The sequence below is a fragment of the Streptococcus mitis ATCC 6249 genome, from assembly GCF_000146585.1.
Classification (GTDB): domain Bacteria; phylum Bacillota; class Bacilli; order Lactobacillales; family Streptococcaceae; genus Streptococcus; species Streptococcus mitis_AZ.
Genome location: NZ_GL397179.1, coordinates 494,170 through 516,940, shown reverse-complemented (window position 1 = coordinate 516,940; position 22,771 = coordinate 494,170). Strand labels below are relative to the sequence as shown.

21 protein-coding genes and 1 other RNA gene are annotated in these 22,771 nt (G+C 43.0%); 4 read left to right on the top strand and 18 right to left on the bottom strand.

Going from position 1 to position 22,771, the window contains the following annotated elements; genetic code table 11:
* Positions 1-3: 3 nt before the first annotated feature.
* Both lepB and HMPREF8571_RS04340 read left to right on the top strand, forming a co-directional pair.
* On the top strand, positions 4-618 hold the full coding sequence (lepB, locus tag HMPREF8571_RS04345; protein WP_001083993.1) for a signal peptidase I: 615 nt from the start codon (positions 4-6) through the stop codon (positions 616-618).
* Positions 619-745: 127 nt separating this feature from the next.
* Positions 746-3,115, top strand: a complete 2,370-nt coding sequence (locus HMPREF8571_RS04340) for an ATP-dependent RecD-like DNA helicase (protein WP_000454532.1) — start codon at positions 746-748, stop codon at positions 3,113-3,115.
* A gap of 47 nt (positions 3,116-3,162) precedes the next feature.
* Here the strand turns inward: HMPREF8571_RS04340 and tig are convergent, their stop codons facing one another.
* From tig to HMPREF8571_RS04255, 18 genes are all read right to left on the bottom strand, one after another.
* Complete coding sequence (gene tig, locus HMPREF8571_RS04335; protein ID WP_000116500.1) at positions 3,163-4,446, bottom strand: trigger factor; 1,284 nt, start codon at positions 4,444-4,446, stop codon at positions 3,163-3,165.
* A gap of 90 nt (positions 4,447-4,536) precedes the next feature.
* A complete protein-coding gene (locus HMPREF8571_RS04330) occupies positions 4,537-5,193 on the bottom strand; it encodes a DNA alkylation repair protein (protein ID WP_001054497.1) in 657 nt (218 codons plus the stop codon).
* Positions 5,194-5,826 (bottom strand): response regulator transcription factor, encoded by a 633-nt coding sequence (locus HMPREF8571_RS04325; protein WP_000698422.1) that lies wholly within the window; start codon positions 5,824-5,826, stop codon positions 5,194-5,196. It lies immediately after the preceding gene.
* Positions 5,827-5,836: 10 nt separating this feature from the next.
* On the bottom strand, positions 5,837-6,835 hold the full coding sequence (locus tag HMPREF8571_RS04320; RefSeq protein ID WP_000744924.1) for a sensor histidine kinase: 999 nt from the start codon (positions 6,833-6,835) through the stop codon (positions 5,837-5,839).
* A complete protein-coding gene (gene liaF / locus HMPREF8571_RS04315; protein WP_000714495.1) occupies positions 6,832-7,530 on the bottom strand; it encodes a cell wall-active antibiotics response protein LiaF in 699 nt (232 codons plus the stop codon). The genes HMPREF8571_RS04320 and liaF overlap by 4 nt, the downstream gene beginning before the upstream one ends.
* Positions 7,531-7,647: 117 nt before the next feature.
* Positions 7,648-8,649: a type 2 isopentenyl-diphosphate Delta-isomerase gene (fni, locus tag HMPREF8571_RS04310; protein WP_000210632.1), complete on the bottom strand. Its 1,002-nt coding sequence runs from the start codon at positions 8,647-8,649 to the stop codon at positions 7,648-7,650.
* Positions 8,633-9,640: a phosphomevalonate kinase gene (locus HMPREF8571_RS04305; protein ID WP_000562388.1), complete on the bottom strand. Its 1,008-nt coding sequence runs from the start codon at positions 9,638-9,640 to the stop codon at positions 8,633-8,635. The genes fni and HMPREF8571_RS04305 overlap by 17 nt, the downstream gene beginning before the upstream one ends.
* Complete coding sequence (gene mvaD, locus HMPREF8571_RS04300) at positions 9,627-10,580, bottom strand: diphosphomevalonate decarboxylase (protein ID WP_000375375.1); 954 nt, start codon at positions 10,578-10,580, stop codon at positions 9,627-9,629. Before mvaD ends, HMPREF8571_RS04305 begins: the two co-directional genes overlap by 14 nt.
* The gene (mvk, locus tag HMPREF8571_RS04295) at positions 10,562-11,440 is read right to left on the bottom strand and encodes a mevalonate kinase (protein WP_000163325.1); all 879 of its coding nucleotides are present in this window, start codon (positions 11,438-11,440) and stop codon (positions 10,562-10,564) included. The genes mvaD and mvk overlap by 19 nt, the downstream gene beginning before the upstream one ends.
* Before the next feature lie 117 nt (positions 11,441-11,557).
* Positions 11,558-12,577, bottom strand: a complete 1,020-nt coding sequence (gene cbpC, locus HMPREF8571_RS04290; RefSeq protein WP_000771068.1) for a choline-binding protein CbpC — start codon at positions 12,575-12,577, stop codon at positions 11,558-11,560.
* Between the two features lie 17 nt (positions 12,578-12,594).
* Entirely contained in the window at positions 12,595-13,605 is a 1,011-nt protein-coding gene (cbpJ, locus tag HMPREF8571_RS04285) for a choline-binding protein CbpJ (protein ID WP_000670352.1), read from the bottom strand.
* A gap of 99 nt (positions 13,606-13,704) precedes the next feature.
* Positions 13,705-14,394, bottom strand: coding sequence for a response regulator transcription factor (locus tag HMPREF8571_RS04280; protein WP_000518001.1), 690 nt, complete (start codon positions 14,392-14,394; stop codon positions 13,705-13,707).
* 11 nt (positions 14,395-14,405) lie between these two features.
* A complete protein-coding gene (gndA, locus tag HMPREF8571_RS04275; RefSeq protein WP_000158765.1) occupies positions 14,406-15,830 on the bottom strand; it encodes an NADP-dependent phosphogluconate dehydrogenase in 1,425 nt (474 codons plus the stop codon).
* 75 nt (positions 15,831-15,905) lie between these two features.
* The gene (gene mapZ, locus HMPREF8571_RS04270; RefSeq protein ID WP_000039237.1) at positions 15,906-17,345 is read right to left on the bottom strand and encodes a cell division site-positioning protein MapZ; all 1,440 of its coding nucleotides are present in this window, start codon (positions 17,343-17,345) and stop codon (positions 15,906-15,908) included.
* A 12-nt stretch (positions 17,346-17,357) separates the two neighbouring features.
* On the bottom strand, positions 17,358-18,515 hold the full coding sequence (locus HMPREF8571_RS04265) for a THUMP domain-containing class I SAM-dependent RNA methyltransferase (protein WP_000711365.1): 1,158 nt from the start codon (positions 18,513-18,515) through the stop codon (positions 17,358-17,360).
* A gap of 84 nt (positions 18,516-18,599) precedes the next feature.
* Positions 18,600-18,980, bottom strand: an RNA gene (rnpB, locus tag HMPREF8571_RS11055) — RNase P RNA component class B.
* Positions 18,981-19,008: 28 nt separating this feature from the next.
* Complete coding sequence (gpsB, locus tag HMPREF8571_RS04260) at positions 19,009-19,338, bottom strand: cell division regulator GpsB (RefSeq protein WP_000146521.1); 330 nt, start codon at positions 19,336-19,338, stop codon at positions 19,009-19,011.
* A 69-nt stretch (positions 19,339-19,407) separates the two neighbouring features.
* Positions 19,408-19,935: a DUF1273 domain-containing protein gene (locus HMPREF8571_RS04255; RefSeq protein WP_000556609.1), complete on the bottom strand. Its 528-nt coding sequence runs from the start codon at positions 19,933-19,935 to the stop codon at positions 19,408-19,410.
* 67 nt (positions 19,936-20,002) lie between these two features.
* On the opposite strand from HMPREF8571_RS04255, the gene recU reads away from it, so the two are divergent.
* Positions 20,003-20,599 (top strand): Holliday junction resolvase RecU, encoded by a 597-nt coding sequence (gene recU, locus HMPREF8571_RS04250; RefSeq protein WP_000248765.1) that lies wholly within the window; start codon positions 20,003-20,005, stop codon positions 20,597-20,599.
* On the top strand, positions 20,596-22,749 hold the full coding sequence (pbp1a, locus tag HMPREF8571_RS04245) for a penicillin-binding protein PBP1A (RefSeq protein ID WP_001041269.1): 2,154 nt from the start codon (positions 20,596-20,598) through the stop codon (positions 22,747-22,749). Before recU ends, pbp1a begins: the two co-directional genes overlap by 4 nt.
* Positions 22,750-22,771 lie beyond the last annotated feature (22 nt).

Sequence of the window (22,771 nt, the reverse complement as noted above, 5' to 3'; positions counted from 1 at the left end):
ATTATGAATTCGTTTAAAACATTTCTAAAAGAATGGGGAGTTTTCTTCCTGATTATCGCACTGGTAGGTCTTAGTCGTATCTTTCTTTGGAGCAATGTCCGTGTAGAAGGACACTCGATGGACCCTACCCTAGCCGACGGAGAGGTTCTCTTCGTTGTCAAACACCTCCCAATTGACCGCTTCGACATCGTGGTTGCGCATGAGGAAGACGGAAATAAAGACATTGTCAAAAGGGTTATCGGCATGCCTGGAGATACCATCCGCTACGAAAATGATAAACTTTTTATCAACGGTGAAGAAACGAATGAACCCTACCTAGCTGAATACCTCAACTTGTTCAAAACAGAAAAGTTGCAAAACACCTATACTGGAAAGGGATTCGAAGGAAACAAAGGAGTTTACTTTAGAGAACTTGCTCAAAAAGCACAAGCCTTTACGGTCGATGTCAATTCCAATACCAGCTTCAGCTTTACTGTCCCTCAAGGTGAGTACCTTCTCCTTGGTGACGATCGTCTAGTCTCTAGCGACAGCCGCCATGTTGGTACCTTCAAGGCCAGCGAAATCAAAGGCGAAGCAAAATTCCGTTTCTGGCCACTTAACCGTATCGGAACATTTTAAGATAAGGAAGAGGCCGAGAATGCTAAGTCTCAGTCTCTTTTTCTATTGTGAGAATAAACCGTTTAGTCATCTAGTTTTTTCAAAATTGCTAAGAACCAACTCTCACGAACTTATGTAAAGGAAACCTATGGAAGTTTATTTTTCAGGCACCATTGAACGCATTATTTTTGAAAATGTCAGTAATTTCTATCGCATCCTCCTCTTAGATATCGAAGATACTAATGCGGAGGACTTTGACGATTTTGAAATCATCGTTACAGGAACCATGGCGGACGTGATTGAGGGCGAAGACTATACTTTTTGGGGGCAAATCGTTCAGCACTCCAAGTATGGGGAACAGCTACAAATCAGTCGTTATGAGCGAGCAAAACCCACTAGTAAGGGCTTGGTCAAATATTTCTCTAGCAGTCATTTTAAGGGAATTGGACTCAAAACAGCTCAAAAAATCGTTGATAGCTACGGTGACAATACCATAGACGAAATTCTGGAGCATCCTGAAAAGCTGGAAAGCATTGCTGGACTCTCTGCCAAAAACCGTGAGGCTTTTGTCTCCACCCTCCGTCTCAACTATGGGACAGAAATGGTCTTGGCTAAACTTGCCAACTACGGCATTCCCAATAAACTAGCCTTTCAGATTCAAGATTTTTACAAGGAAGAAACGCTGGATATTGTCGAAAATTATCCCTATCAACTGGTTGAGGATATCAAGGGTTTGGGCTTTACCATTGCTGACCAATTAGCCGCCGAACTAGGTATCGAAAGCCAAGCTCCCGAGCGTTTCCGTGCTGGCCTTGTCCACAGTCTCTTTCATGGTTGTATGGATACGGGTAATACCTATATGGAAGCCCGTGATTTGCTGGAACAGACCCTGACTCTCCTCGAGTCTTCCCGTCCCGTGGAACTGGATCCCAGCCAAGTCGCTCAGGAATTATCTCATCTGATTGAAGAAGACAAGGTTCAGCAGATTGATACCAAAATCTTTGATAACAGCCTCTTTTTCGCTGAAGAAGGCATCCGCAGTCACTTGGTTCGTATCCTTGAAAAAGGGAAGCAGAAAAGTCAGGATCTAGAAACCATTCACAAGCATATCTCTACTGTCGAGCAAGAACTGGGGATTCAGTACGATAGCATTCAAAAACAGGCTATCTGCGACGCTATCCAGAACAAGGTCTTTATCCTAACAGGTGGACCTGGTACAGGTAAGACGACTGTTATCAATGGGATTATCGCTGTCTATGCCCTGCTTGAAGGACTCGAACTCAAGAAAAAGAGCAACTTACCTATTCTTCTCGCCGCACCAACTGGTCGAGCAGCTCGGCGCATGAATGAATTGACAGGTTTGCCTAGCGCGACCATACACCGTCATTTGGGGATGACGGGAGACGATGATACTAGCCATCTGGAAGATTATCTGGATGCCGACTTTATCATTGTAGATGAGTTTTCTATGGTGGACACTTGGCTAGCCAACCAACTTTTCTCCAACATCTCTTCTAACAGTAAAATTCTCATCGTAGGGGATAGCGACCAATTGCCTTCTGTTAGTCCCGGACAAGTCCTTGCAGACCTGCTCCAGATACCTCTGATTCCGCAGACTCGCTTGGAACGGATTTACCGTCAGAGCGAAGAATCAACTATCGTTACCTTGGCGAGTCAGATTCGACAAGGCATCTTGCCAGCTGACTTTACCCAGAAAAAAGCTGACCGTTCTTACTTTGAAATCGCTAGTGGCCATATCCCAGCTACGATTGAGAAAATTCTTGGTGCTGCCCTCAGAAGTGGCATTCCGGCTCGTGATATTCAGGTGCTAGCGCCCATGTATCGAGGAACTGCTGGTATTGACGCCATCAACCAGCTTATGCAAGACCTGCTCAATCCTCAGCAAAAGGGGCAAGTTAGCTTTGAAGCAACTCAGTGTCACTATCGAACAGGAGATAAGGTCATTCACCTAGTCAACGACGCCGAAGTTAATGTCTTTAACGGAGATCTAGGCTACATCACAGACCTGATTCCTGGAAAATACACCGAGTCCAAACAAGACGAGATTGTCATTGATTTTGATGGCAATGAAGTCGTCTACCCACGTAATGAATGGTACAAAATTCGACTAGCCTATGCCATGAGTATTCATAAGTCTCAGGGAAGTGAGTTTTCTGTTGTCATCCTGCCCATCACCAGTGCTAGCAAGCGCATGCTGGAGCGAAATCTCATCTACACAGCCATTACACGGGCCAAGAGCAAGCTCATCCTTCTTGGTGAATTACAGGCCTTTGACTATGCAGTCAAGCATATCGGGACTGCCCGCAAGACCTATCTGATTGAGCGTTTCAGTGATTTAATTGAAACTAATATTGAAGAAAGTAAACAAGTTTTCTCTGAAACTGCCACACCAAGTGACTCTGAACAATCCTACATCCTCACCGAGGAAAACTGGTCTAGTATTCCCGCTATGATTGGGATTACAGACGCAGACCTTAAAGAGATTTTTGGAAAATAGTGCACCAAAAAACCCACCTAGTCAGGTGGGCTTTTTCTCTTTTAAGATTATTTTACTGTTGCAGTGCTTGTGATCAATTCAACAGCTTTTTTGATAGTGATATCGTGTTTCAACATGTCAGCTGAAAGCAAGTTTTGCACTTGTGCAACTTCCATGTTGTAGTCTGCTGCCAATTGCTCGATTTCTTTTTGGATTTCTTCTTCTGAAGCGTCAAATCCTTCAGCTTTGGCAACTGCTTCGATAACAAGGTTAGTCTTCGTACGTGACTCAGCTTCTGCTTCGTATTGTTTGTGAAGGTCTTCTTGAGTAGTTCCAGTGATTTGGAAGTACATGTCAGGGTTGATCCCTTGGCGTTGCAAGTTTCCAAGGAATTCATTTACTGAACGGTGAACTTCTTCGTGGATCATTTCTTCTGGAAGTTCTACGATTTCAGCATTTTCTACAGCTTTATCGATTGCTGCACCTTCAACGGCATCTTTGTATGCTTCTTCTTTCGCAGCAGTCAATTCTTTGCGGTATTTTTCTTTCAATTCGTCAAGAGTTTCCACTTCTTCGTCGATATCTTTTGCAAGTTCATCATCAAGAGCTGGAACTTCTTTAGCTTTTACTTCGTGGATAGTTGTTACGAATTTAGCTTCTTTACCTGCAAGGTCTTCTGCTTGGTAGTCTTCTGGGAATGTTACGATAACATCAACAGTTTCACCAGCTGAGTGTCCAACCAATTGGTCTTCGAAACCAGGGATGAATTGACCTGATCCAAGTCCAAGTGAGAAGTTTTCACCTTTTCCACCGTCAAATTCAACACCGTCGATAGAACCAACGAAGTCAATCACAACAGTGTCGCCATTTTCAGCAGCGCCTTCTTTGATAACCAATTCAGCCAAGTTGTTACGCTCGCGTTCGATACGTTCTTCAACGTCAGCGTCCGTTACTTCTTTTTCTACATCTACTGATACTTCAAGGTTTTTGTAGTCACCCAATTTAACTTCAGGTTTTGTCACGACTTCAGCTGTGATAACCCAGTCTTGACCTTTTTCCATTGAAGTCACATCGATTTTTGGTTGTGCAACGACTTCAAGACCAGCTTCTTTTACTGCAGCTTCATAAGCGTTTGGCAAAAGAGCGTTCATAACGTCTTGGTAAAGTGACTCTTCACCAAATTTTTGGTCGAAGATAGGACGTGGAAGGTGACCTTTACGGAAACCTGGAACGTTAAGAGATTTCTTTACTGAGTTGAAGACACGGTCCAATTCTGGTTTGATTTGGTCTTGAGAGATAGTGAAAGTCAAGACACCACGGTTTGTTTCTTTGTTTTCAAATGATACAGACATTCTGTCATTTCTCCTTAAATTTTTTAATACAGTCCATTATATCATAGATTAACCTTATTTTTCAAGTCATGAATGCGCTTTTCAATGATGCTAAAGGTACTTGCTTGCTTCCCTAATACTGAGTTCAGCCATTCTTTCCCTGTTTTTTTCGATGAAGCTTGCTACCCATTCCGGATTGGTTTTAGAGTAGTCTCTTAGAGCCCAGCCGATGGCTTTGTTGATAAAAAATTCTGTCTGGTCCAGATTGTTGAGCAGGATCTTTTCCATCAGTTGGACATTTGTTTTCTCTTTCCTTAACAACTGGTGGTCAATAGCGACTCGTCTCAGCCAGATATTATCTGATAAACTCCATTGGAGGATGATTTCTCCCAGTTCTGGCTTGTCATATACCAAACTTCCTACTACTCGGTCTAGAATATCTACCGTATCCCACCATGACTTGGTCACAACCAGGCGCTCAAGCTTAGGCAAATCGTCCTTCGTTAGATAAGACTGCATGGCTTTCAAATAGTTGGCAGCCACATATTGGTATTCTCTAGGCTCCTTTTCCCAGCAAGTGTCTATAAAATCCCAATCGATAATCTTTGTTTTTTTCGCTTCTGGAAAATACTTTTTATAGAGTGAATTTCTTTCAGGACCTGCAATGCCTAGAAAGGGAAATTGATGGCGCATATAGGCTTCCATTGGGCCTGCTTTCTCAGGGTCTTTTCCCGCTTCTAGCTCCACAAGTAAATCTGTAAGATTCATCTAAAAATCCTCCTGCCCTACCAAGTGGTGCTGAAAGGCATAGACTGCAGCCTGAGTGCGATCGCTGACCTCAAGCTTGGCTAGGATGTTGGACACGTGGGTCTTGACCGTCTTGAGAGAGATAAAGAGTTCATCTGCGATGCGCTGATTTTCGTAGCCCTTGGCGATGAGTTGAAGCACGTCTCGCTCACGCGCAGTCAGTTCTTCATGAAGCTCGATATGATTGCGGTGGTATTCGACCTTTTTGCTGACCTCTTGTTCAATAGCAAGCTCTCCAGAAGCAACCTTACGAACAGCGTGGAGCAGTTCGTCTGCACTTGAAGTCTTGAGCATATAGCCTTTAGCACCCGCGTTCAAGACCGGCATGATTTTTTCATTGTCTAGGTAAGAGGTCACAATCAAAATCTTGGCTTCAGGCCATTCTTTGAGAATAGCCAAGGTTGCATCAATCCCATTCATCTCAGGCATGACAATATCCATGACAATGACATCTGGGCGCAGTTCCAAGGCCAACTCAATACCTTGAGATCCATTGGCTGCCTCGCCCACAACTTCTACATCGTCTTGGAGGTCAAAGTAGCTTTTCAAGCCCAATCGGACCATTTCATGGTCATCTACCAGTAAAATTTTCATCTATACTCCTTTATGATTCCTTATCTAGCAAGGGGATACGGATATCAACCGCCAATCCTTGCTTTGGAGCTGTCAAGAGTTGAACCGTCCCTGCCATATCTTCTACCCGCTCCTTGATATTTCGCAGTCCATAACTCAAGTCGTCTAAACTCCCTAACTGGAAGCCAATCCCATTATCCACCACCTTCAGCTGCAATTCAACATCTGTCTGATAGAGGTAGACATCCAGACAAGATGCCTGGGCATGGCGGAGGGTATTGCTGATCAATTCCTGCAATATGCGGAAGATATGTTCTTCAATCTTCTTCGGCAATTTAGACACATTTTGCTTGAGACTGACCTTGAGATCACTCTTGTCCTCAAGCTCTTTTAAGAGGATTTGAATCCCCTCAACTAGACTCTTCTCTTCCAACTCCACTGGGCGCAAATGCAAGAGCAAGACCCGCAAATCTTTCTGGGCTGTTTCAAGAATAGCTGCAACACTTTGCAACTGGGTCTGCATCTTTTCTCTATCCAGCTTCAAAGCCTGCTGGATGACACCTGATAAAATCATATGGGCTGCAAACAACTCCTGACTAACTGTATCGTGCAAGTCACGTGCTATCCGTTTGCGTTCTTTCTCGATAAGTGCTTCTTCCCTGACCAGGCCTTGATTTTCAGCCTTTTGAACAGCTTCTGTCAAGAGATTGAGCTTGCCAGATAAGGACTTGAAACTGGCATCCAAGTCTGGATCTGCAAAAGAAACCACCTCTTTTCCTGCTAGCAGTCGCTTGAGATTGATCTGCATTTTTCTGCGAGAAATTTCTTCCATCACCCGCCAAAAAAGGACAAAAAAGAAGGACATGGAAAGGCTAAAGACCAAGATCAAGAAGATGAGTTTCTCTGTTTTCTCGATATCCTGTAGCAAATAGGACCAATCAAGATTGAGAATATCAAGCAGACTATTGGTCAAAAAGAGAATAAAAAGGAGAGCAGTCAGGCCGATCAACAGATAAGATTGCTTTTTCATCCTCTGACCACCTCCACATCTCCAATCATACTGGTTAGGAAAATTTTGACGCTCTTGTTACTCTTGAGGTAGTCTCTGGTTTCCTGATGATAGTGTTCATTGCGAAGGGATCTCTTAGGTTGATGAAGGAAGGTAAGATCTCCATAAAGACAGTTAACACTAAGACTAATTTCCACATCTACAGGTACGATAATCCTAGTCGTTCCGACCATTTTTCTAAGGATAATGACATTGTCATGATTGGTTAGGATAACTCTTTCCAAATGAATGGTGTCCTTGCCCATAAGGCGAAAGAGATTGATATCATCAAACTGGCAGGTCTGGTGACTAGAAAAATGATGAAGATTGCCAAACCAGGGATTGCGTTCATTTTTTACTGTCACCACCTCTTCAAAAACCAGGTCAGTCTCCTCTTTTTCTTGGTTCATCATTGGGTAAAGAAGAAAGAGACTGTATATGACTGCTACAAAGATAGCTAAAATCACAAAGGGATTAAGCATGACGATGAAGAAGAAGAGAATGGTCGCCACAAGGAGGAAGACGTTGTTGCCCTCTTTACCTGTATAATAGCGCAGTAAGAGTAAAAAGAGGAACAGAATCAGCAGAAAACGCGAAAAATGCTCTGATACCATCAAAATCAGAGCTCCCGTCAACAGACAGGATTCGATAAATAAAAAGATTTGAAATTTTTTCATAGCTGCATCCTCTCCCTTCTATTTTATCACAATTCAAAAAAGTCACCTCGGTCTGAGGATGGAAAAAAGCGGTTGACAGAAGGCTACAAAAAGGGCGGGATTCTTGTCCCGACCTCTTTATTTCTGATCATTCGCTTCTTTTAGTTTTCCATATAGAATGTAGTCTACTTTTTGCAGATCCGCTATGGCGGTACAGTTAAGAGCACACATGATCAAACGTAGATCTTCTTTCCATCCTTGGATGATGCTAATCACTTCCTCGACCGAGTAGGTTTCAACCAATTCCAGAATGGTTCGTGACAATCCCACAGCCTTGGCGCCAAAGACCAGACACTTAATCATATCAAGCGGGTTCCGAACACCTCCACTGACCAAAAGTTCAACCTTGTCTTTCCAGTCTTGGGCATTAAGAAGGGCTTGCATAGTAGACTGCCCCCATTGATTAAGGTAATCACGTTGGCCACTGCGACGGTTTTCGATATAGGCAAAACTGGTGCCACCACGACCTGACAGGTCAAAGGTTCGAACCCCCAGTTCATAGGCTCTCTCGATGGTCTTGGCATCCATGCCAAAACCCACTTCCTTTAAAATGATGGGAACGGGAATTTGCTTGCTATAGTCTGCCAGATGCGATTGCCAGCTTCGGAACTTCCTTTCTCCCTCAGGCATGAGCAATTCCTGCATAACATTGACGTGCACTTGCAGGAGAAGAGGATTCATCGCTTCTACAGTCTGAAGTCCCAACTCAACCGGCTTGTCCAGACCAATATTGGTTCCAAGGAGGAGATTTGGATGGCTAGATTTGACAGAAAAAGAGTCGTCTGTTGGATCCTTGAGGGCTGCGCTATAAGAACCCGTCACAAACAAAATCCCACAGGCTTCTGCCACCTGAGCCAACTTTTGATTGATTTCTCTCCCCTTATCACTTCCACCCGTCATGGCATTGATATAAAAAGGAAAGTCCCACTTGCGACCTGCAAATTCTGTAGACAAATCAATCTCATCTAGGTCATAAAGGGGTAGGGATGAATGAATCAACTCCACCTCATCAAAGCTATTATAGGAGTTTTTTTGCTCAAGGGCATAGCGGATGTGCTCGTCCTTACGATTTGTCGTCATGTCCAATCCTTTCTTGGTATAAGAGCTCAATCCCCAGATCGGCCCAGCGATTTTTTAAGGTTTCAGTTGATTGCACATCAAAACTCAAGGCAATCCCACAGTCACCACCACCAGCTCCACTGCTCTTGGCAACGGCTTGCAAATCTTGACTGGCTTCTTTCAGCTGTCTCAGCGAAGGTGTGTAAATATCTGGGCTCAAGCCTTCTAAGAGCTGGCTGGCTGTTTCCACCTGCTCGATGATGTTTTCTGCATCCCCCTGCTCCAAGGCTTCTACCAAAGCAGTCACCGTTGCTTTTGAGGAAGTTAAAAAATTCGGATTGATATTTTGTTTGATTTGTTGGACCATATTACTAGACACAGCCACTTCCTTGGTCCATCCCACTAGAAAATCACATTCTAGAGCTGGTTGCACTTGTGAGATAGAAAAGCCCCAATCACGCTCTAAAACTGTCGCCAAGTTTTCTTCTTCCAACCAAGCAGCTATCTTCTTTCGATCAAAAGATTGGTAGAGAACCAAATCCTCTGCCACTATACAGGCAAGGTCTCCCATGGAGCCATTATCGCCTCTCTTGAGCAAGACCGAGCTAGCCAGCTTGAACAAGAGTTCCTGATCAATCGAAAGATTATACAGAGCTAGCAGAGCCTTGACAACCAAGACAACGACACTGCCACTAGATCCTAGACCAAACTTTTTCCCTTCTCGTTCCATTTTCCCTCGGATTTCCAAGGAAAAAGGACGCAAAGTCTGACCACGATTAGCAAGGAAATCATTCATCAAAGCAATTGTTTCTTGAATCAAACTGTAGGCAGGATTTGGCGTCAAGTCCACTGCGAAATCAAACATATCTGAGTAGATACGGTAGCTGTCTGAAAAAGCAATCTCAGCCTTCATATAGATAGGTATCGCCTTTATCAAGGCCAACTGCCCTGGCTCTAAAATGGCATATTCACCTGCCCAGTATAGTTTTCCGCAAGTTTTAACAGCAATCATCTTGGCTCAAATCCTTTGTTTTTGACACAATCAAGCGATAACGTTGACCTAAGAGTTCTGAGAGGTGTTCCAAGTCTTTCTCCTGACAGAGGACCTTGACATTGGGACCCGCATCCATGGTAAAGTAGCAGGATTCCCCTTGCTCACGAAGCTGGCGGACAAAGTCCATGGCCTCATAAGTCGCATCCGTCAGATAAGAAAAGGCTGGTGATGCTGTTTTTGTCGTAGCGTGCATAGCAAGGGCATTTTCCTCCGTTAATTCCCCAACTTTGGTAAAGTCATTTTCCTTGAGATAAAGCAGCATATCCTGATAGTCCTTCTCAGACTGACGCACCCAGTCATCAAAAGTCGTCGAAGTTTCCACACAAAGTTTCATCCCATCACGGCTAGAGATTGGTTTTTTCTTGTCTTCTAGCACCAACATAATCATAGCTAGTTTCAAGTCTGTCTCTACAGGGTAAATCTCCCCACTATCCTTGTCCCAGGCACCGAGTGGTCCATAAAAACTACGAGAGGAAGAACCTGAAGCGAACTTAGCCTCCTGTGCCAACTGACTCCGATCCAAACCAAGCTGGAAATAAGCATTGCAAGCCTTTACCAAGGCGGACAAACCGCTGGAACTGGAGGATAAACCCGCTGCAGTCGGCATGTTGTTTTGGGTATCGATACGGACAAAGCCCTCACCTGCTGGACGATAGCGGTCGATGATTTTGCTCATCTTGGCATGCTCCGCCTCATTTTGGAGCTGACCATTGATATAAAAGGCATCAGCTGTCGCATGGGCTGGCAGAGGTGACAAGGTCGTCTCTGTATACATATTTTCCAAAGTTAAAGAAATACTGCTAGTAGCAGGAACCATCTCTTTTTCTTTTCTCTTTCCCCAGTATTTGATAATGGCAATATTTGCGTAGGAACGTACTGTTACAGGCTTTCGATCCATGTCTGAACAGCTCCTTTCTCTTCTAATCGTTTTGCTAGTTCTTGCGCTTGGTCCAGATTGGCTACCAAGGCGATAATACAGCCTCCTAGCCCACCACCACTCATCTTGGCACCTAGAGCACCATGGCTAAGAGCCATTTCAACGAGGGAGTCTGCCTCAGAGCTACTAACACCAATTTCTTTTAAATGTAAATGCGCTTGACTGAGGATTTGTCCCAGCCCTTCAGCATCTTTTCGTCTAATTGCATCTTCTGCTTGCTGGGTCAATTCTCCCAAGGCATGCAAAAACGGTAGGGCATCCTTCCCCTTGCTTTGAACCACTTGGATGGCTTCACGAGTGTGACCATACACGCCCGTATCTGCAATGACCAAATAAGCGGATAGTTCCATCTTAAGCTCTGTAAATCCAACATTTTTAATAAAGCGAATAGGTTGGTCACTGAGGCAGGTCTTAGCATCCAAACCACTCGGATTCATATGGGCAATCATCTCAGCCCGATTGACCAAGATTTCTAGTATATCATGAGGCAGGTCAGCTTGATAGTAGTCAAAAACAGCTCGAATGGCCGCTATACTGATAGCCGCTGACGAACCCATCCCTCGTTTTTCAGGAATAGCCGAATCAATCACACAGCGAATGCAGGCATCCTTGATATTTAGATGTTCAAGTGAAGCATACACCGCCATGGACAAGGTATCTTCCTCATAAAGACGCCATGGACTTTCAGAAGGGACTACCTTACAAGTCACTTCCACCTCTAAGAGAGGTAGGGAAATGGCAGGATAGCCATATACAACAGCGTGCTCTCCTATTAAAATAATCTTACTATGTGCCTGACCGACACCAACTTTTTTTGTCATGTTTTCCTTTAACCAGACGAAAAGACCGTCTCATTTCATACAGTAGTATTTTCTCCTATCTATTTTATTATATTTTCACAAAAAAAGCGATTGTTTCCCTCACAATCGCCTCTTTCATTATTGGACCCATTCGCCATTATAGTTGACCGTATAGCCATCTACAGTGGTATTCACTGCTAAGGCACCTGAGCTATAAGCATAGTACCATTTTCCATTAACCAGGAACCAGCCTGTCTTCATATCGCCATTACTTGTATGTAGATAATACCAAGTCGAACCTTCCTGATACCAGCCAGTTGCCATAGATCCTGATGAACGGAGATAGTACCATTTGTTCCCAAGGTTTTGCCAACCAGTTTTCATATCGCCATTTGGTTGGTCTAAATAATACCAAGTGGTACCTTCCTGATACCAGCCAGTCGCCATAGATCCTGATGAACGGAGATAGTACCATTTATTACCAAGATGTTGCCAACCTGTTTGCATGATGCCAGTTGTTGGATCTAAGTAGTACCATGGAGCAGGTTTGCTTCTATCAATGCCAAAAGTAACATGGAAATCTTGAGTCCAACCCTTAGCAACTTCACCAATTGGTAGTGGATTGTAAGAATCATCGCCAGAAATTCCTAGCTTATTTAAATAATACCAATTGCCGTCTTCATAAGTCCAGCCAGTCTTTACAGCATAATTATTATCAAAATAATAAGTTCTCTTTTCAGCAGATGGAGTATATTGTTCACCGTATACTTTTCCTGTATTTTCAGACGTTTTTGCCTCTAGTACTTGTTTATCTGTTTGTTCTAGCAAAGCACCATCTTGTCCAAAATAGTACCACTTTTGTTGAAGGCCTATTTCATTAACTGGTTGGTTATCTAATAAATTATCACGATAACCTGTTCCAGGAATTTCTAAGTATTGCCATCCAACTACCATTTCTCCTTTATTACCAAAATAGTAAGTTTTTCCGTCTATTTTATGCCAATAGATTGCTTTATGATCATCTTTTACATAATATTTTCTATTGTCCTTATCAACAAATTGGCCACCTGTGGTATCCGCAAATACAGTATTTGTAGCTAGCAAACCAAAGAAAAATGTTGCTAGTGCGACTTGCATCATTTTTTTCAAAAGCTTCATTTGTATCTCCTCCAAGATTAAATCCACTCACCAGATGAAGCAAAGTTATAAACTTTACCATCGATAGTTTGGCTACCTGTAACCATTGCTCCATTTGAATTGAGATAATACCAGTTTCCATTTACTTTGGTCCAACCTGTCTTCATATCTCCATTACTTGCATTTAGGTAGTACCAAGTTGAACCGTCTTTCACCCAACCAGTTGCCATAGCTCCTGATGAACGGAGATAGTACCACTTGTTACCAAGATATTGCCAGCCTGTTTTCATATCGCCATTTTCAGCATCTAAATAGTACCAAGTTGAGTCTTCCTGATACCAGCCAGTTGTCATAGCTCCTGATGAACGGAGGTAGTACCACTTATTGCCAATTTGCTTCCAACCAGTTTGCATGATACCAGTTGTTGGATCTAGATAGTACCAAGCTGAACCATCATTTATCCAACCTGAACGTCTTTCACCACCAATATAGTTTTCTCCATTAATTTCCGTTTTAGCTAGATAATACCAATTAGACTGATCATAAAGCCAACCTGTCTCTAAAGAATGATTTCGATTAAAGTAATAGTTCGTGTAAAAACTCTTCTCTTCTTTATCTTCCGGATTTGTACGTTTTTCCCCATACTTTCTTCCAACACTGTCTTTAGTTTTAACCTCTAATGCTTTCCAACCAACAAACTCTTGTAGCACTCCATTTTTGTCAAAGTAGTACCATTCTGGCATTGGGGAACCTTCTAATCTGATACCATTTGGGTAAGGACCAATTGTACTACCTTTAGATGGAAACGGGATATATTGCCAGCCGACCACCATCTCTCCAGATAAAGGATCAAAATAATAGTACTTACCATCAATCACTCGCCAGTAGGTTTCTTTGAGGTCCCCCTTCTTGTAGTAGGTTCTACCATTTTCTTGGACAAATTGCCAGCCTTCTGAATCAGCATCATCCGCAAAGACGGTGCTTGTCGCTAGCAAAGCAAAGAAAAAGACTGCTAGTAGAACTTGCAACATTTTTTTCAAAAATTTCATTAAATCTTTCCTCCATAACTGATTGTAGCAAAGACCCGACTGTATGTCAATATATAGAAGCCCCTCAAAAAAAGCAGTTACACAACTGCAACTGCTTTTCTATTCTTGCATGGTGTAACCAACACCACGCACGGTTTTAATGTAGCTTTTTTGACCTTTTACATCAAGCTTGCTACGTAGATAACGGATATAGACATCCACGATATTGGTCTCTGTCGCACTTTCGTACTTCCAAACACTTTCCAATAACTGCTCACGAGTCAAGACTTTCTTGCTTCCCATGAGAGTAGCCAAGAGGTCATACTCACGACGCGTCAGAGCAATCATCTCCTCGCCACGATAAACGGTATGATGTTCTACATCCATACGTAGGTTGCGGTATGACGTTGGAACCTTCATCTGACTACAGTGTTGGTCAATGAAGTCCCGACCTCGGAAAATCGCTGAAATACGAGCTACTAGATTATCAATAATCACTGGCTTATAGATGTAAGAAACGGCGAAGCGCTGGATTGTCTCAATCTGGTCTTGCAATTCTTCGCGATGGTCCAAGACCATAATCACTGAGGCTGGTTTTGTCCGACTCAGCTTGTCTGCAAAATCCTGGGCCGTCATATCCCCCAGATGAGCATTCAGTAAAATCAAGTCATAGTCCGTCTGGAGAGCCATGGAGAGGGCTTTTTGCCCCTCCTCTACCAAATCGACTCGGTATTGCTCTTTTTGGAGTTCCAGACTGAGAAAATGAGCTAGATTTCGTTCTTTCTCAAGTAATAAAATCCGTTTCCCCATGGCAGACCTACTTATTTTTCGTCATACCAAGAGTAGTGGAATGTTCCTTCTTTGTCTTTACGTTGATAAGTGTGAGCACCGAAGTAGTCACGTTGTGCTTGGATTAAGTTAGCTGGAAGGTCAGCTGAACGGTAGCTATCAAAGTAAGTAATGGCTGCTGAGAAGGTTGGTACTGGTACACCAGCTTGAACAGCAAGAGCTACGATATCACGCACTGCTTGTTGGTACTGAGCAGTGACATCCAAGAAGTACTCATCCAAGAGAAGGTTGGCAAGGTCTGCATCACGGTTGTAAGCATCAGTGATCTTCTGCAAGAAACGTGAACGGATGATACAGCCATCGCGCCAGATAGATGCGATGTCCGCAAATGGCAAGTTCCAGTTATTTTCTTTAGAAGCCACACGCAATTGAGCAAAACCTTGTGCGTATGAGATAATTTTTGAGAAGTAAAGGGCTTGACGGATCTTTTCGATCAACTCAGCCTTGTCACCTTCAAACTTGAAGGCAGCTGGTTTTGGAAGCACCTTGCTAGCATGTACACGCTCTTCTTTGTATGTAGAGATGTAGCGAGCAAATACTGACTCCGTGATAAGTGACAATGGCACACCAAGGTCAAGAGCTGATTGGCTAGTCCATTTACCAGTTCCCTTATTACCTGCGGCATCAAGGATGTAGTCTACGATTGGTCCATCTTGACCTTCATCGTCTTTGCGTCCAAGAATATCAGCTGTGATTTCAATCAAGTAGCTATCCAATTCACCCTTGTTCCACTCAGTAAAGATTTCAGCCATATCTTCTGCAGAAAGACCGAGCAAGTGTTGCATGAGGTCATAGCTTTCTGCGATCAATTGCATGTCACCATACTCGATACCGTTGTGGACCATTTTCACATAGTGACCAGCTCCATCAGGACCGATGTAAGTCACACATGGTTTACCGTCTTCTGGTGCTTTGGCTGAGATTTCTTCGAGAACATCAGCAACCAATTCGTAGGCTTCTTTTTGTCCACCAGGCATGATAGAAGGACCTTCAAGGGCACCTTTTTCACCACCAGAAACCCCAGTACCGATAAAGTTGATGCCTGAGTTAGCCAACTCTTCGTTACGACGGATGGTATCTTTGTAGAAAGTATTTCCTCCGTCGATCAAGATATCACCCTTGTCAAGGTGTGGAAGAAGGGCTTGGATAGTTGCGTCTGTACCAGGTCCAGCTTGAACCATGAGCATGATACGACGAGGTTTTTCGATTGAGTTTACAAAGCTTTCCACGTCATAGCTTGGCACAAAGTTCTTTTCAGGATGGCAAGCAATCACATCTTCTGTTTTTTCTTTACTACGGTTGTAAATGGCAACTGTATAGCCACGAGATTCGATATTTAGGGCAAGGTTACGACCCATTACGGCCATACCTACGACACCAAAGTTAGCTTTTGTCATGTGACACTCCTCTTGTTTAATATGTTTTATTTTATCATTTTTACCTATGAAAGGAAAGAATTTTGTAACGGTCTCCTAGTAGTCCAAGTCATCAGCGTGACCAGAACCATTCCCTACAAAGTAACCCGTCTTACAGTTGAGGGTGAAGAGATAGGTTCCATCTGGTTTGTAAAGGTTGTAATAACCATTTCCGTTTACGATATTGACCCGTTCTAGGATATATTGGTTGCCAGTTATATAACCGCGAGCACGTGATGTTGCTAGGATTTGTTCCAAAACACCATCTGCAAACGTCCAAGCAGGGTTGTTGCTATCGTCTACAGCTGTTTGGTTGTAGGGTACACGACTAGCACTTCTTTGAAGGTTAACCCCATCGCCAGACAAACCACCATTGGTATCTCTAGCTGGTGCGGTGGTACTTGTTGAAGGTGTCGTGCTGCTCGCATTGCTTTCTGTAGCTGAACTTGAACTTGCTTGACTAGAGCTTGAACTTGAACTAGAAGCACTGGTTTGTTGGCTCTTACCGAGGCTAATGGCCTTATCCAAGAGCTTGTCTAATTCTGTGTTACCTGTTTTGATTTCTGTAAACTTAGCGTCTGCTTTAGCTTTCGCATTGGTATCCAAGACACCGTCAGTGATTGCCGGACTTTCAAAGAGGGCATTGACATCTTGGATGGCCTTGATTTGGGTTGCTAAACTATCGTATTTTGACTTAGCTAATGTATGATTACGACTACCTTCTAACTTATCTAGCAAGGTTTTCAGTTGACTCAACTTATCGAACTGGCTATTTTTCAAAGCTGTCTTATTTTCATCTGTATAAAAGGCATCATAGAGCGTATTAAACTCTTGCAAGTCGGTTTGCGATTCCTGATTGCCTGAAGATGATTGAGAAGCCTGAATTTCTTGGTTTGAGCGAGATACTTGTCGGTAGACGTAATACGTTCCAGCAAGAACAAGAATTGCAGCCACCACTGAAGCAATGATGATCATTCCCTTTTTCTTGGAGTCTTTCTCAGGTTCCGCCTGAGCCGAGCGTGATAGAGGAACAATCACTTCCTCCTCTTCTGGACTTTCTGTCTCTTCTTCTGTTGCTGTGTTGGTTAATACAAGTGGTTCCAGTTCTTCATTTTCCTCATCTAGAGGAGACAGAACAACACTAGCAGCCTCCGTTTCTTCTGTATCGCCAGAAACTTCCTCCGTAACAAGATGTGATTCTTCAACTTCTTCAGAAGTCTCGCTAGATTCTCGCACTTCTTGAATCATATCTTCTAGACTTTGAGTGGAAGCTAGTTCTTCTTTTTTAAACTGACGAGTTTCAAACTTGTCAGCTTCAATCTCTTCACGGTGTTGTTTGATGTATTTGTCCAAGATGTTGTCCTCAGGCAATACTCCAGCCTCCACCTCTTCATTCTTACGAATCACTTGACCAACAGTCAAATCTTTTGCTTCATCAAAGTCAAATTTGGGTTCTTGATGTCCTTTTTTATGACGATCACGTCTTTTCTTACTCATGAGTTCACCTTTCTATTTTAACTCCTGACGTTTGACACGCTGACCAAAGTATTGATACAAATCCACTTTTAAGGTCCCGTTATACAGTTTTCGTTTTTTATCAGCTGGACTTCCGTACTTACTTTCAAATGCTTCATCACTGGTCAGGATAAATTTACTCCAGGTTTTCAGTGGCGCAAATACCTGTCCCATCTCAGCATAAAGCTTGGTAACTCCTACATCATCAGACAAACGCTCACCATATGGAGGATTGGAGATGATGACACCATTTACCTTGTCCGAGCGCAAGTCTTGTACCCGCGTTTGTTTAAAGGTGATATCACCTGCCACACCTGCTGCTTGAGCATTTGCCTTGGCAATTTCAACCATACGAGCGTCTATATCACAGCCCATGATATCCAGTTCCAGTTCACGGTCAATTTTCTTGGCAGCATCCGTACGCACTTCTTGAATTAACCGATCGCTGACCCAGTTCCATTCTTCAAAAGCAAAGGAACGGCGAAGACCAGGGGCCATCTTCTTAGCTATCATAGCCGCCTCGATGCAGAAGGTTCCTGAACCGCAGGTCGGATCAATCAAAGGCTTGTCTGGATACCAGTTTGAAAGTTGTAAAATGGCTGCTGCCATGTTTTCTTTGATAGGAGCTCCACCCTTTTCCGTACGATAACCACGTTTAAAAAGGCTAGAACCTGTCGTGTCAATCATGACAGTTGCCACATCTTTCAGGATAGATACCTCAATCTTAAACTCGGGACCAGTTTCCATCAAGGGAACACCTTCTGGGCGGGCATAGTGTTTTTGTAATTTCTTTACAACAGCCTTCTTGGAAATAGCCTGCACACTGGGCTCATTATGAAGTTTAGACTTGACACATTTGGCCTTTGAGATAGGGAAACGCGCCCCAAGTGGGAGATAGTTTTCCCAATCTAGAGCAAAAACTCCTTGAAAGAGCTCTTCAAAGGTCTTTGCAGGGAAGCTTCCAACTACAATCTTGATGCGATCCGCTGCACGAAGCCAAAGGTTGGTCTCGATGATTGCCTTCACATCTCCTTGAAAGCGGACACGCCCATTTTCAACCTGGCAATCATAGCCTAGTTCTCGCACCTCACGTCCAACGACAGCCTCAAGACCCGCTGCAGCAGTTGCGATTAAATTAAATTCTTTTTTCATTTTACAGTCTTGTAAGACCTTTCTTTTGTTCACTTTAAAAAATGAGGTTGAGAAAGATTTCTCAGCCCCAACCTATATGCAATTTTCTATAAGCCATGTTTTGTTCCAGAAGTGACTAGGACCACTTCCTTCGATAATCATCTGTCTACCACTAACAGCGATAGCTGCTAACAGTCAGAGTACTACGTTCGTTTCCGTGCACTCCATGCCCCGACCAAAATTTGGGTTGCTAGCTTGAGGGGTTTACCGCGTTCCACTCTCTCCGTTTCCAGAGAGACTCCGTCACTGTGGCACTTTCAAGCCTAATCTGACTTATCCGAAGACTTAGCCATTTCGACTGCCGTAACGATCTCTCGTCCCTAGGCTTATGGTTTCGCCTAGCACAAACACTACAGGCATCACAGCCTGTGCTAGCATGGACTTTCCTCATGAAAAGAGAATCTCTTCACGCGATTATCCAAAAATTGCATTTATGCACTTGATAGACACTCAATTATACATCTTCATTGTCTAAAATTTGTTTACCAAACACTTCTTTTTCAAGTCGATTCAATCGTTTCAAGATATCAAAGTTTGTCATCGAGGTAGAAGCGGTAACTTCGATAGAATCAGGCTGAGTGGGAACTGACTGTGGTTTACGAGACAATTCATCCTTCAAATCCGCTATCTCTTGACGAAGAGATTTGACCAAAGCTGCATAAGTCTCATAATCCTTAATCACATCATCAAGGAATTCATCCACTTCTGCTTTGCTATATCCACGAACTTCACGTCCAAAGTCTTGTTCAAAAATATCTTTCGCTGAAAATATAATACTTGCCATGTCTCTCTCCATTCTGGGTTACTAGTATTATTATATAAAAAAAGATAAGTAAAAATCAAGGTCAAAGCCTTACTTTTCGGAAAAATTTTCTACTATTTCATTCAAGTCCTCAAATGTTAATCGTCTTGTAACATAGTCCGCTTGATTTTTCATCATTTGGTAAAAATATCGTAACTTGGTTTCCTTTTCTTCGTCGTAAAAAAGATAACAACTATCTGTATTCTCCAGCAGAAATTTCTGATAATCACGCAGTTGCCCCTTGTGCTCATATTGTGGATAGGCATATTTGACAAAGTCAACCTGCTTGAACTCACTCAATTTGGCTTGATTTGCTTCATTCCAATTACTGCCATGGGTTTCAAAATCAAAAATGGTCGCCAATTGAAATCCATACTCTTCTTTCATTTCTTTAGCTACTTGAAGCACCCAGTATTCAAAGCCCAGAGTCCCTGTAAAGACAAGCCAGGTCACCCCTTCCTCTGCTAGACCTTCCAAGTCTCTACCAATGGCTTTTTTGATAATGTCAATACGAATATCCTTGTCATTAAAGAGACCAAGGTCGAAGGCGGAATAGCCTAAAATCAAGGCTGTATGCATTTTTTCATCCTTTCTGTATACTTTTATGGTATAATAGAGTGATGTTATTGTACCAATAAGGAGAATTATGGTCAACTATCCACATAAAATTTCATCACAAAAAAGACAACCATCCCTTTCAAAAACTAAAAATTTCGCAAATCGGGGGATGTCCTTTGAAAAGATGATCAATGCTACGAACGACTACTACTTGTCGCATGGGCTGGCTGTTATCCACAAGAAACCGACTCCCATCCAAATCGTACGTGTCGATTATCCCCAAAGAAGTCGAGCCAAGATCGTTGAAGCCTACTTCAGACAGGCCTCAACAACAGACTATTCGGGGGTTTATGATGGATATTACATCGACTTTGAAGCAAAGGAAACTAGGCAGAAACATGCGATCCCGATGAAGAATTTTCATCTCCATCAGATCCAACACATGGAACAAGTCCTTGCCCAACAAGGGATCTGCTTTGTACTCCTTCACTTTTCTTCTCAGCAAGAAACCTACTTATTGCCGGCCATTGACTTGATTCGTTTCTATCATCAAGATATGGGACAAAAGTCAATGCCACTTGGATATATTCAAGAAAATGGATATAGGATTGAGCCTGGTGCCTTTCCTCAGATTCCCTATCTCGATATTATCAAAGAACATTTACTGGGTGGTAAAACAAGATGAACAAACAAATTTTCCTGCGAATAGCTAAGTATGTCAGTATCTGTCTCTTAACTGTATTTATCGCAGCAGTTGTGCTAGGCGGGGGACTCTTCCTCTACTATGTCAGCAAGGCTCCGGCCCTATCTGAAAGTAAACTAGTCGCTACAACGTCTAGCAAGATCTATGACAAAAACGATGAACTCATTGCCGATCTTGGATCAGAACGTCGGGTAAATGCGCAAGCAAATGAAATCCCTACTGAGTTGGTTAATGCCATCGTCTCAATTGAAGACCATCGTTTCTTTAATCACCGTGGGGTTGATACTATTCGTATCCTCGGTGCCACTCTACGAAATCTTCGTGGTGGTGGAGGCCTTCAGGGAGCTTCAACCTTAACGCAGCAGCTGATTAAATTAACTTATTTCTCTACATCAACGTCGGACCAGACTCTTTCACGTAAGGCTCAAGAAGCTTGGCTGGCCGTTCAACTTGAACAGAAAGCAACCAAGCAAGAAATCTTGACCTACTACATCAACAAGGTCTACATGTCAAACGGTAACTACGGTATGCAAACTGCTGCCCAAAATTACTATGGCAAGGACCTCAAAGATTTGAGTATCCCGCAGTTGGCTCTCCTTGCTGGAATGCCTCAGGCGCCAAATCAGTATGATCCATACTCACATCCAGAAGCGGCTCAAGAACGACGCAATCTCGTCCTCTCTGAGATGAAGGGACAAGGTTACATTTCAGCTGAGCAATATGAAAAAGCGATTAATACTCCAATTACGGACGGACTTCAAAGTCTAAAATCGGCTAATAGTTATCCTCCACACATGGACAACTATCTCAAAGAGGTAATCGATCAAGTCGAACAAGAAACAGGCTACAATCTCTTAACGACTGGTATGGATGTCTACACCAACGTTGATCCTAAAGTTCAACAACATCTCTGGGATATCTACAATACTGACGAGTATGTCAACTATCCAGATGATGAAATGCAAGTGGCATCAACAATCGTTGATGTGACAAACGGGAAAGTCATTGCTCAGTTAGGTTCTCGTCACCAATCAAGCAATGTTTCTTTTGGAATCAATCAAGCTGTTGAAACCAACCGAGACTGGGGATCAACGATGAAGCCAATCACAGATTATGCACCTGCTTTGGAGTACGATATCTATGATTCAACTGCTTCAATTGTTCACGATGTTCCTTACAATTATCCTGGAACAGATACTCCTGTTTACAACTGGGATAGAAGTTACTTTGGAAATATTACATTACAGTACGCCCTACAACAGTCACGAAACGTGCCAGCTGTAGAAGCCTTGAACAAAGTCGGCCTGGATAAAGCCAAGACCTTCCTAAATGGACTTGGTATTGATTACCCAGATATGCACTATGCAAATGCCATTTCAAGTAATACAACTGAATCAAACAAAAAGTATGGAGCAAGTAGTGAGAAAATGGCTGCTGCTTACGCTGCCTTTGCTAACGGTGGTATCTACCGCAAGCCAATGTATATCAACAAAATTGTCTTCAGTGATGGCAGTTCAAAAGAATTCTCTGATCCTGGTACTCGTGCCATGAAAGAGACAACAGCCTATATGATGACGGATATGATGAAAACTGTCCTGGCATATGGAACTGGTCGAGGAGCCTACCTCCCATGGTTGCCACAAGCTGGTAAAACTGGTACATCAAACTACACAGATGATGAGATTGAAAACTACGTCAAGAACACTGGTTATGTAGCTCCTGACGAATTGTTCGTTGGCTATACTCGTAAATATTCAATGGCCGTTTGGACTGGTTACTCGAACCGCCTGACTCCTATTGTTGGTGATGGCTTCTATGTTGCTGCTAAGGTTTACCGTTCGATGATGACTTATCTATCTGAAGATGATCATTCTGGCGACTGGACTATGCCAGAAGGACTCTACAGAGGTGGAGAATTTGTCTTTAAAAAAGGTGCACGTCCTGCCTGGACTGCTCCTGCTCCTCAGCAAAGTCCAACACCTGAAAGCTCTAGCTCAACTTCAGAGAGTTCTAGTACACAAGCAAGTACAACAACTCCAAATTCAGGTACAAGCGAGAACAATACGCAACAACCAAATACCACTCCTGGTCAACAAAACCAAAACCAGAACCCGCAACCAGCACAACCTTAAAATATGATCCACCCAAAATTGG

Excerpts from the sequence above, each read along its gene's own strand:
- gndA (WP_000158765.1), bottom strand. The coding sequence starts at position 15,830 with ATGACAAAAGCTAACTTTGGTGTCGTAGGTATGGCCGTAATGGGTCGT.
- lepB (WP_001083993.1), top strand. The coding sequence starts at position 4 with ATGAATTCGTTTAAAACATTTCTAAAAGAATGGGGAGTTTTCTTCCTG.
- HMPREF8571_RS04265 (WP_000711365.1), bottom strand. The coding sequence starts at position 18,515 with ATGAAAAAAGAATTTAATTTAATCGCAACTGCTGCAGCGGGTCTTGAG.
- tig (WP_000116500.1), bottom strand. The coding sequence starts at position 4,446 with ATGTCTGTATCATTTGAAAACAAAGAAACAAACCGTGGTGTCTTGACT.
- gpsB (WP_000146521.1), bottom strand. The coding sequence starts at position 19,338 with ATGGCAAGTATTATATTTTCAGCGAAAGATATTTTTGAACAAGACTTT.
- HMPREF8571_RS04280 (WP_000518001.1), bottom strand. The coding sequence starts at position 14,394 with ATGGGGAAACGGATTTTATTACTTGAGAAAGAACGAAATCTAGCTCAT.
- pbp1a (WP_001041269.1), top strand. The coding sequence starts at position 20,596 with ATGAACAAACAAATTTTCCTGCGAATAGCTAAGTATGTCAGTATCTGT.
- mvk (WP_000163325.1), bottom strand. The coding sequence starts at position 11,440 with ATGACAAAAAAAGTTGGTGTCGGTCAGGCACATAGTAAGATTATTTTA.
- HMPREF8571_RS04330 (WP_001054497.1), bottom strand. The coding sequence starts at position 5,193 with ATGAATCTTACAGATTTACTTGTGGAGCTAGAAGCGGGAAAAGACCCT.
- HMPREF8571_RS04325 (WP_000698422.1), bottom strand. The coding sequence starts at position 5,826 with ATGAAAATTTTACTGGTAGATGACCATGAAATGGTCCGATTGGGCTTG.
- HMPREF8571_RS04305 (WP_000562388.1), bottom strand. The coding sequence starts at position 9,640 with ATGATTGCTGTTAAAACTTGCGGAAAACTATACTGGGCAGGTGAATAT.
- HMPREF8571_RS04320 (WP_000744924.1), bottom strand. The coding sequence starts at position 6,835 with ATGAAAAAGCAATCTTATCTGTTGATCGGCCTGACTGCTCTCCTTTTT.
- mapZ (WP_000039237.1), bottom strand. The coding sequence starts at position 17,345 with ATGAGTAAGAAAAGACGTGATCGTCATAAAAAAGGACATCAAGAACCC.
- mvaD (WP_000375375.1), bottom strand. The coding sequence starts at position 10,580 with ATGGATCGAAAGCCTGTAACAGTACGTTCCTACGCAAATATTGCCATT.
- fni (WP_000210632.1), bottom strand. The coding sequence starts at position 8,649 with ATGACGACAAATCGTAAGGACGAGCACATCCGCTATGCCCTTGAGCAA.
- liaF (WP_000714495.1), bottom strand. The coding sequence starts at position 7,530 with ATGAAAAAATTTCAAATCTTTTTATTTATCGAATCCTGTCTGTTGACG.
- cbpJ (WP_000670352.1), bottom strand. The coding sequence starts at position 13,605 with ATGAAATTTTTGAAAAAAATGTTGCAAGTTCTACTAGCAGTCTTTTTC.
- HMPREF8571_RS04255 (WP_000556609.1), bottom strand. The coding sequence starts at position 19,935 with ATGCATACAGCCTTGATTTTAGGCTATTCCGCCTTCGACCTTGGTCTC.
- cbpC (WP_000771068.1), bottom strand. The coding sequence starts at position 12,577 with ATGAAGCTTTTGAAAAAAATGATGCAAGTCGCACTAGCAACATTTTTC.
- recU (WP_000248765.1), top strand. The coding sequence starts at position 20,003 with ATGGTCAACTATCCACATAAAATTTCATCACAAAAAAGACAACCATCC.
- HMPREF8571_RS04340 (WP_000454532.1), top strand. The coding sequence starts at position 746 with ATGGAAGTTTATTTTTCAGGCACCATTGAACGCATTATTTTTGAAAAT.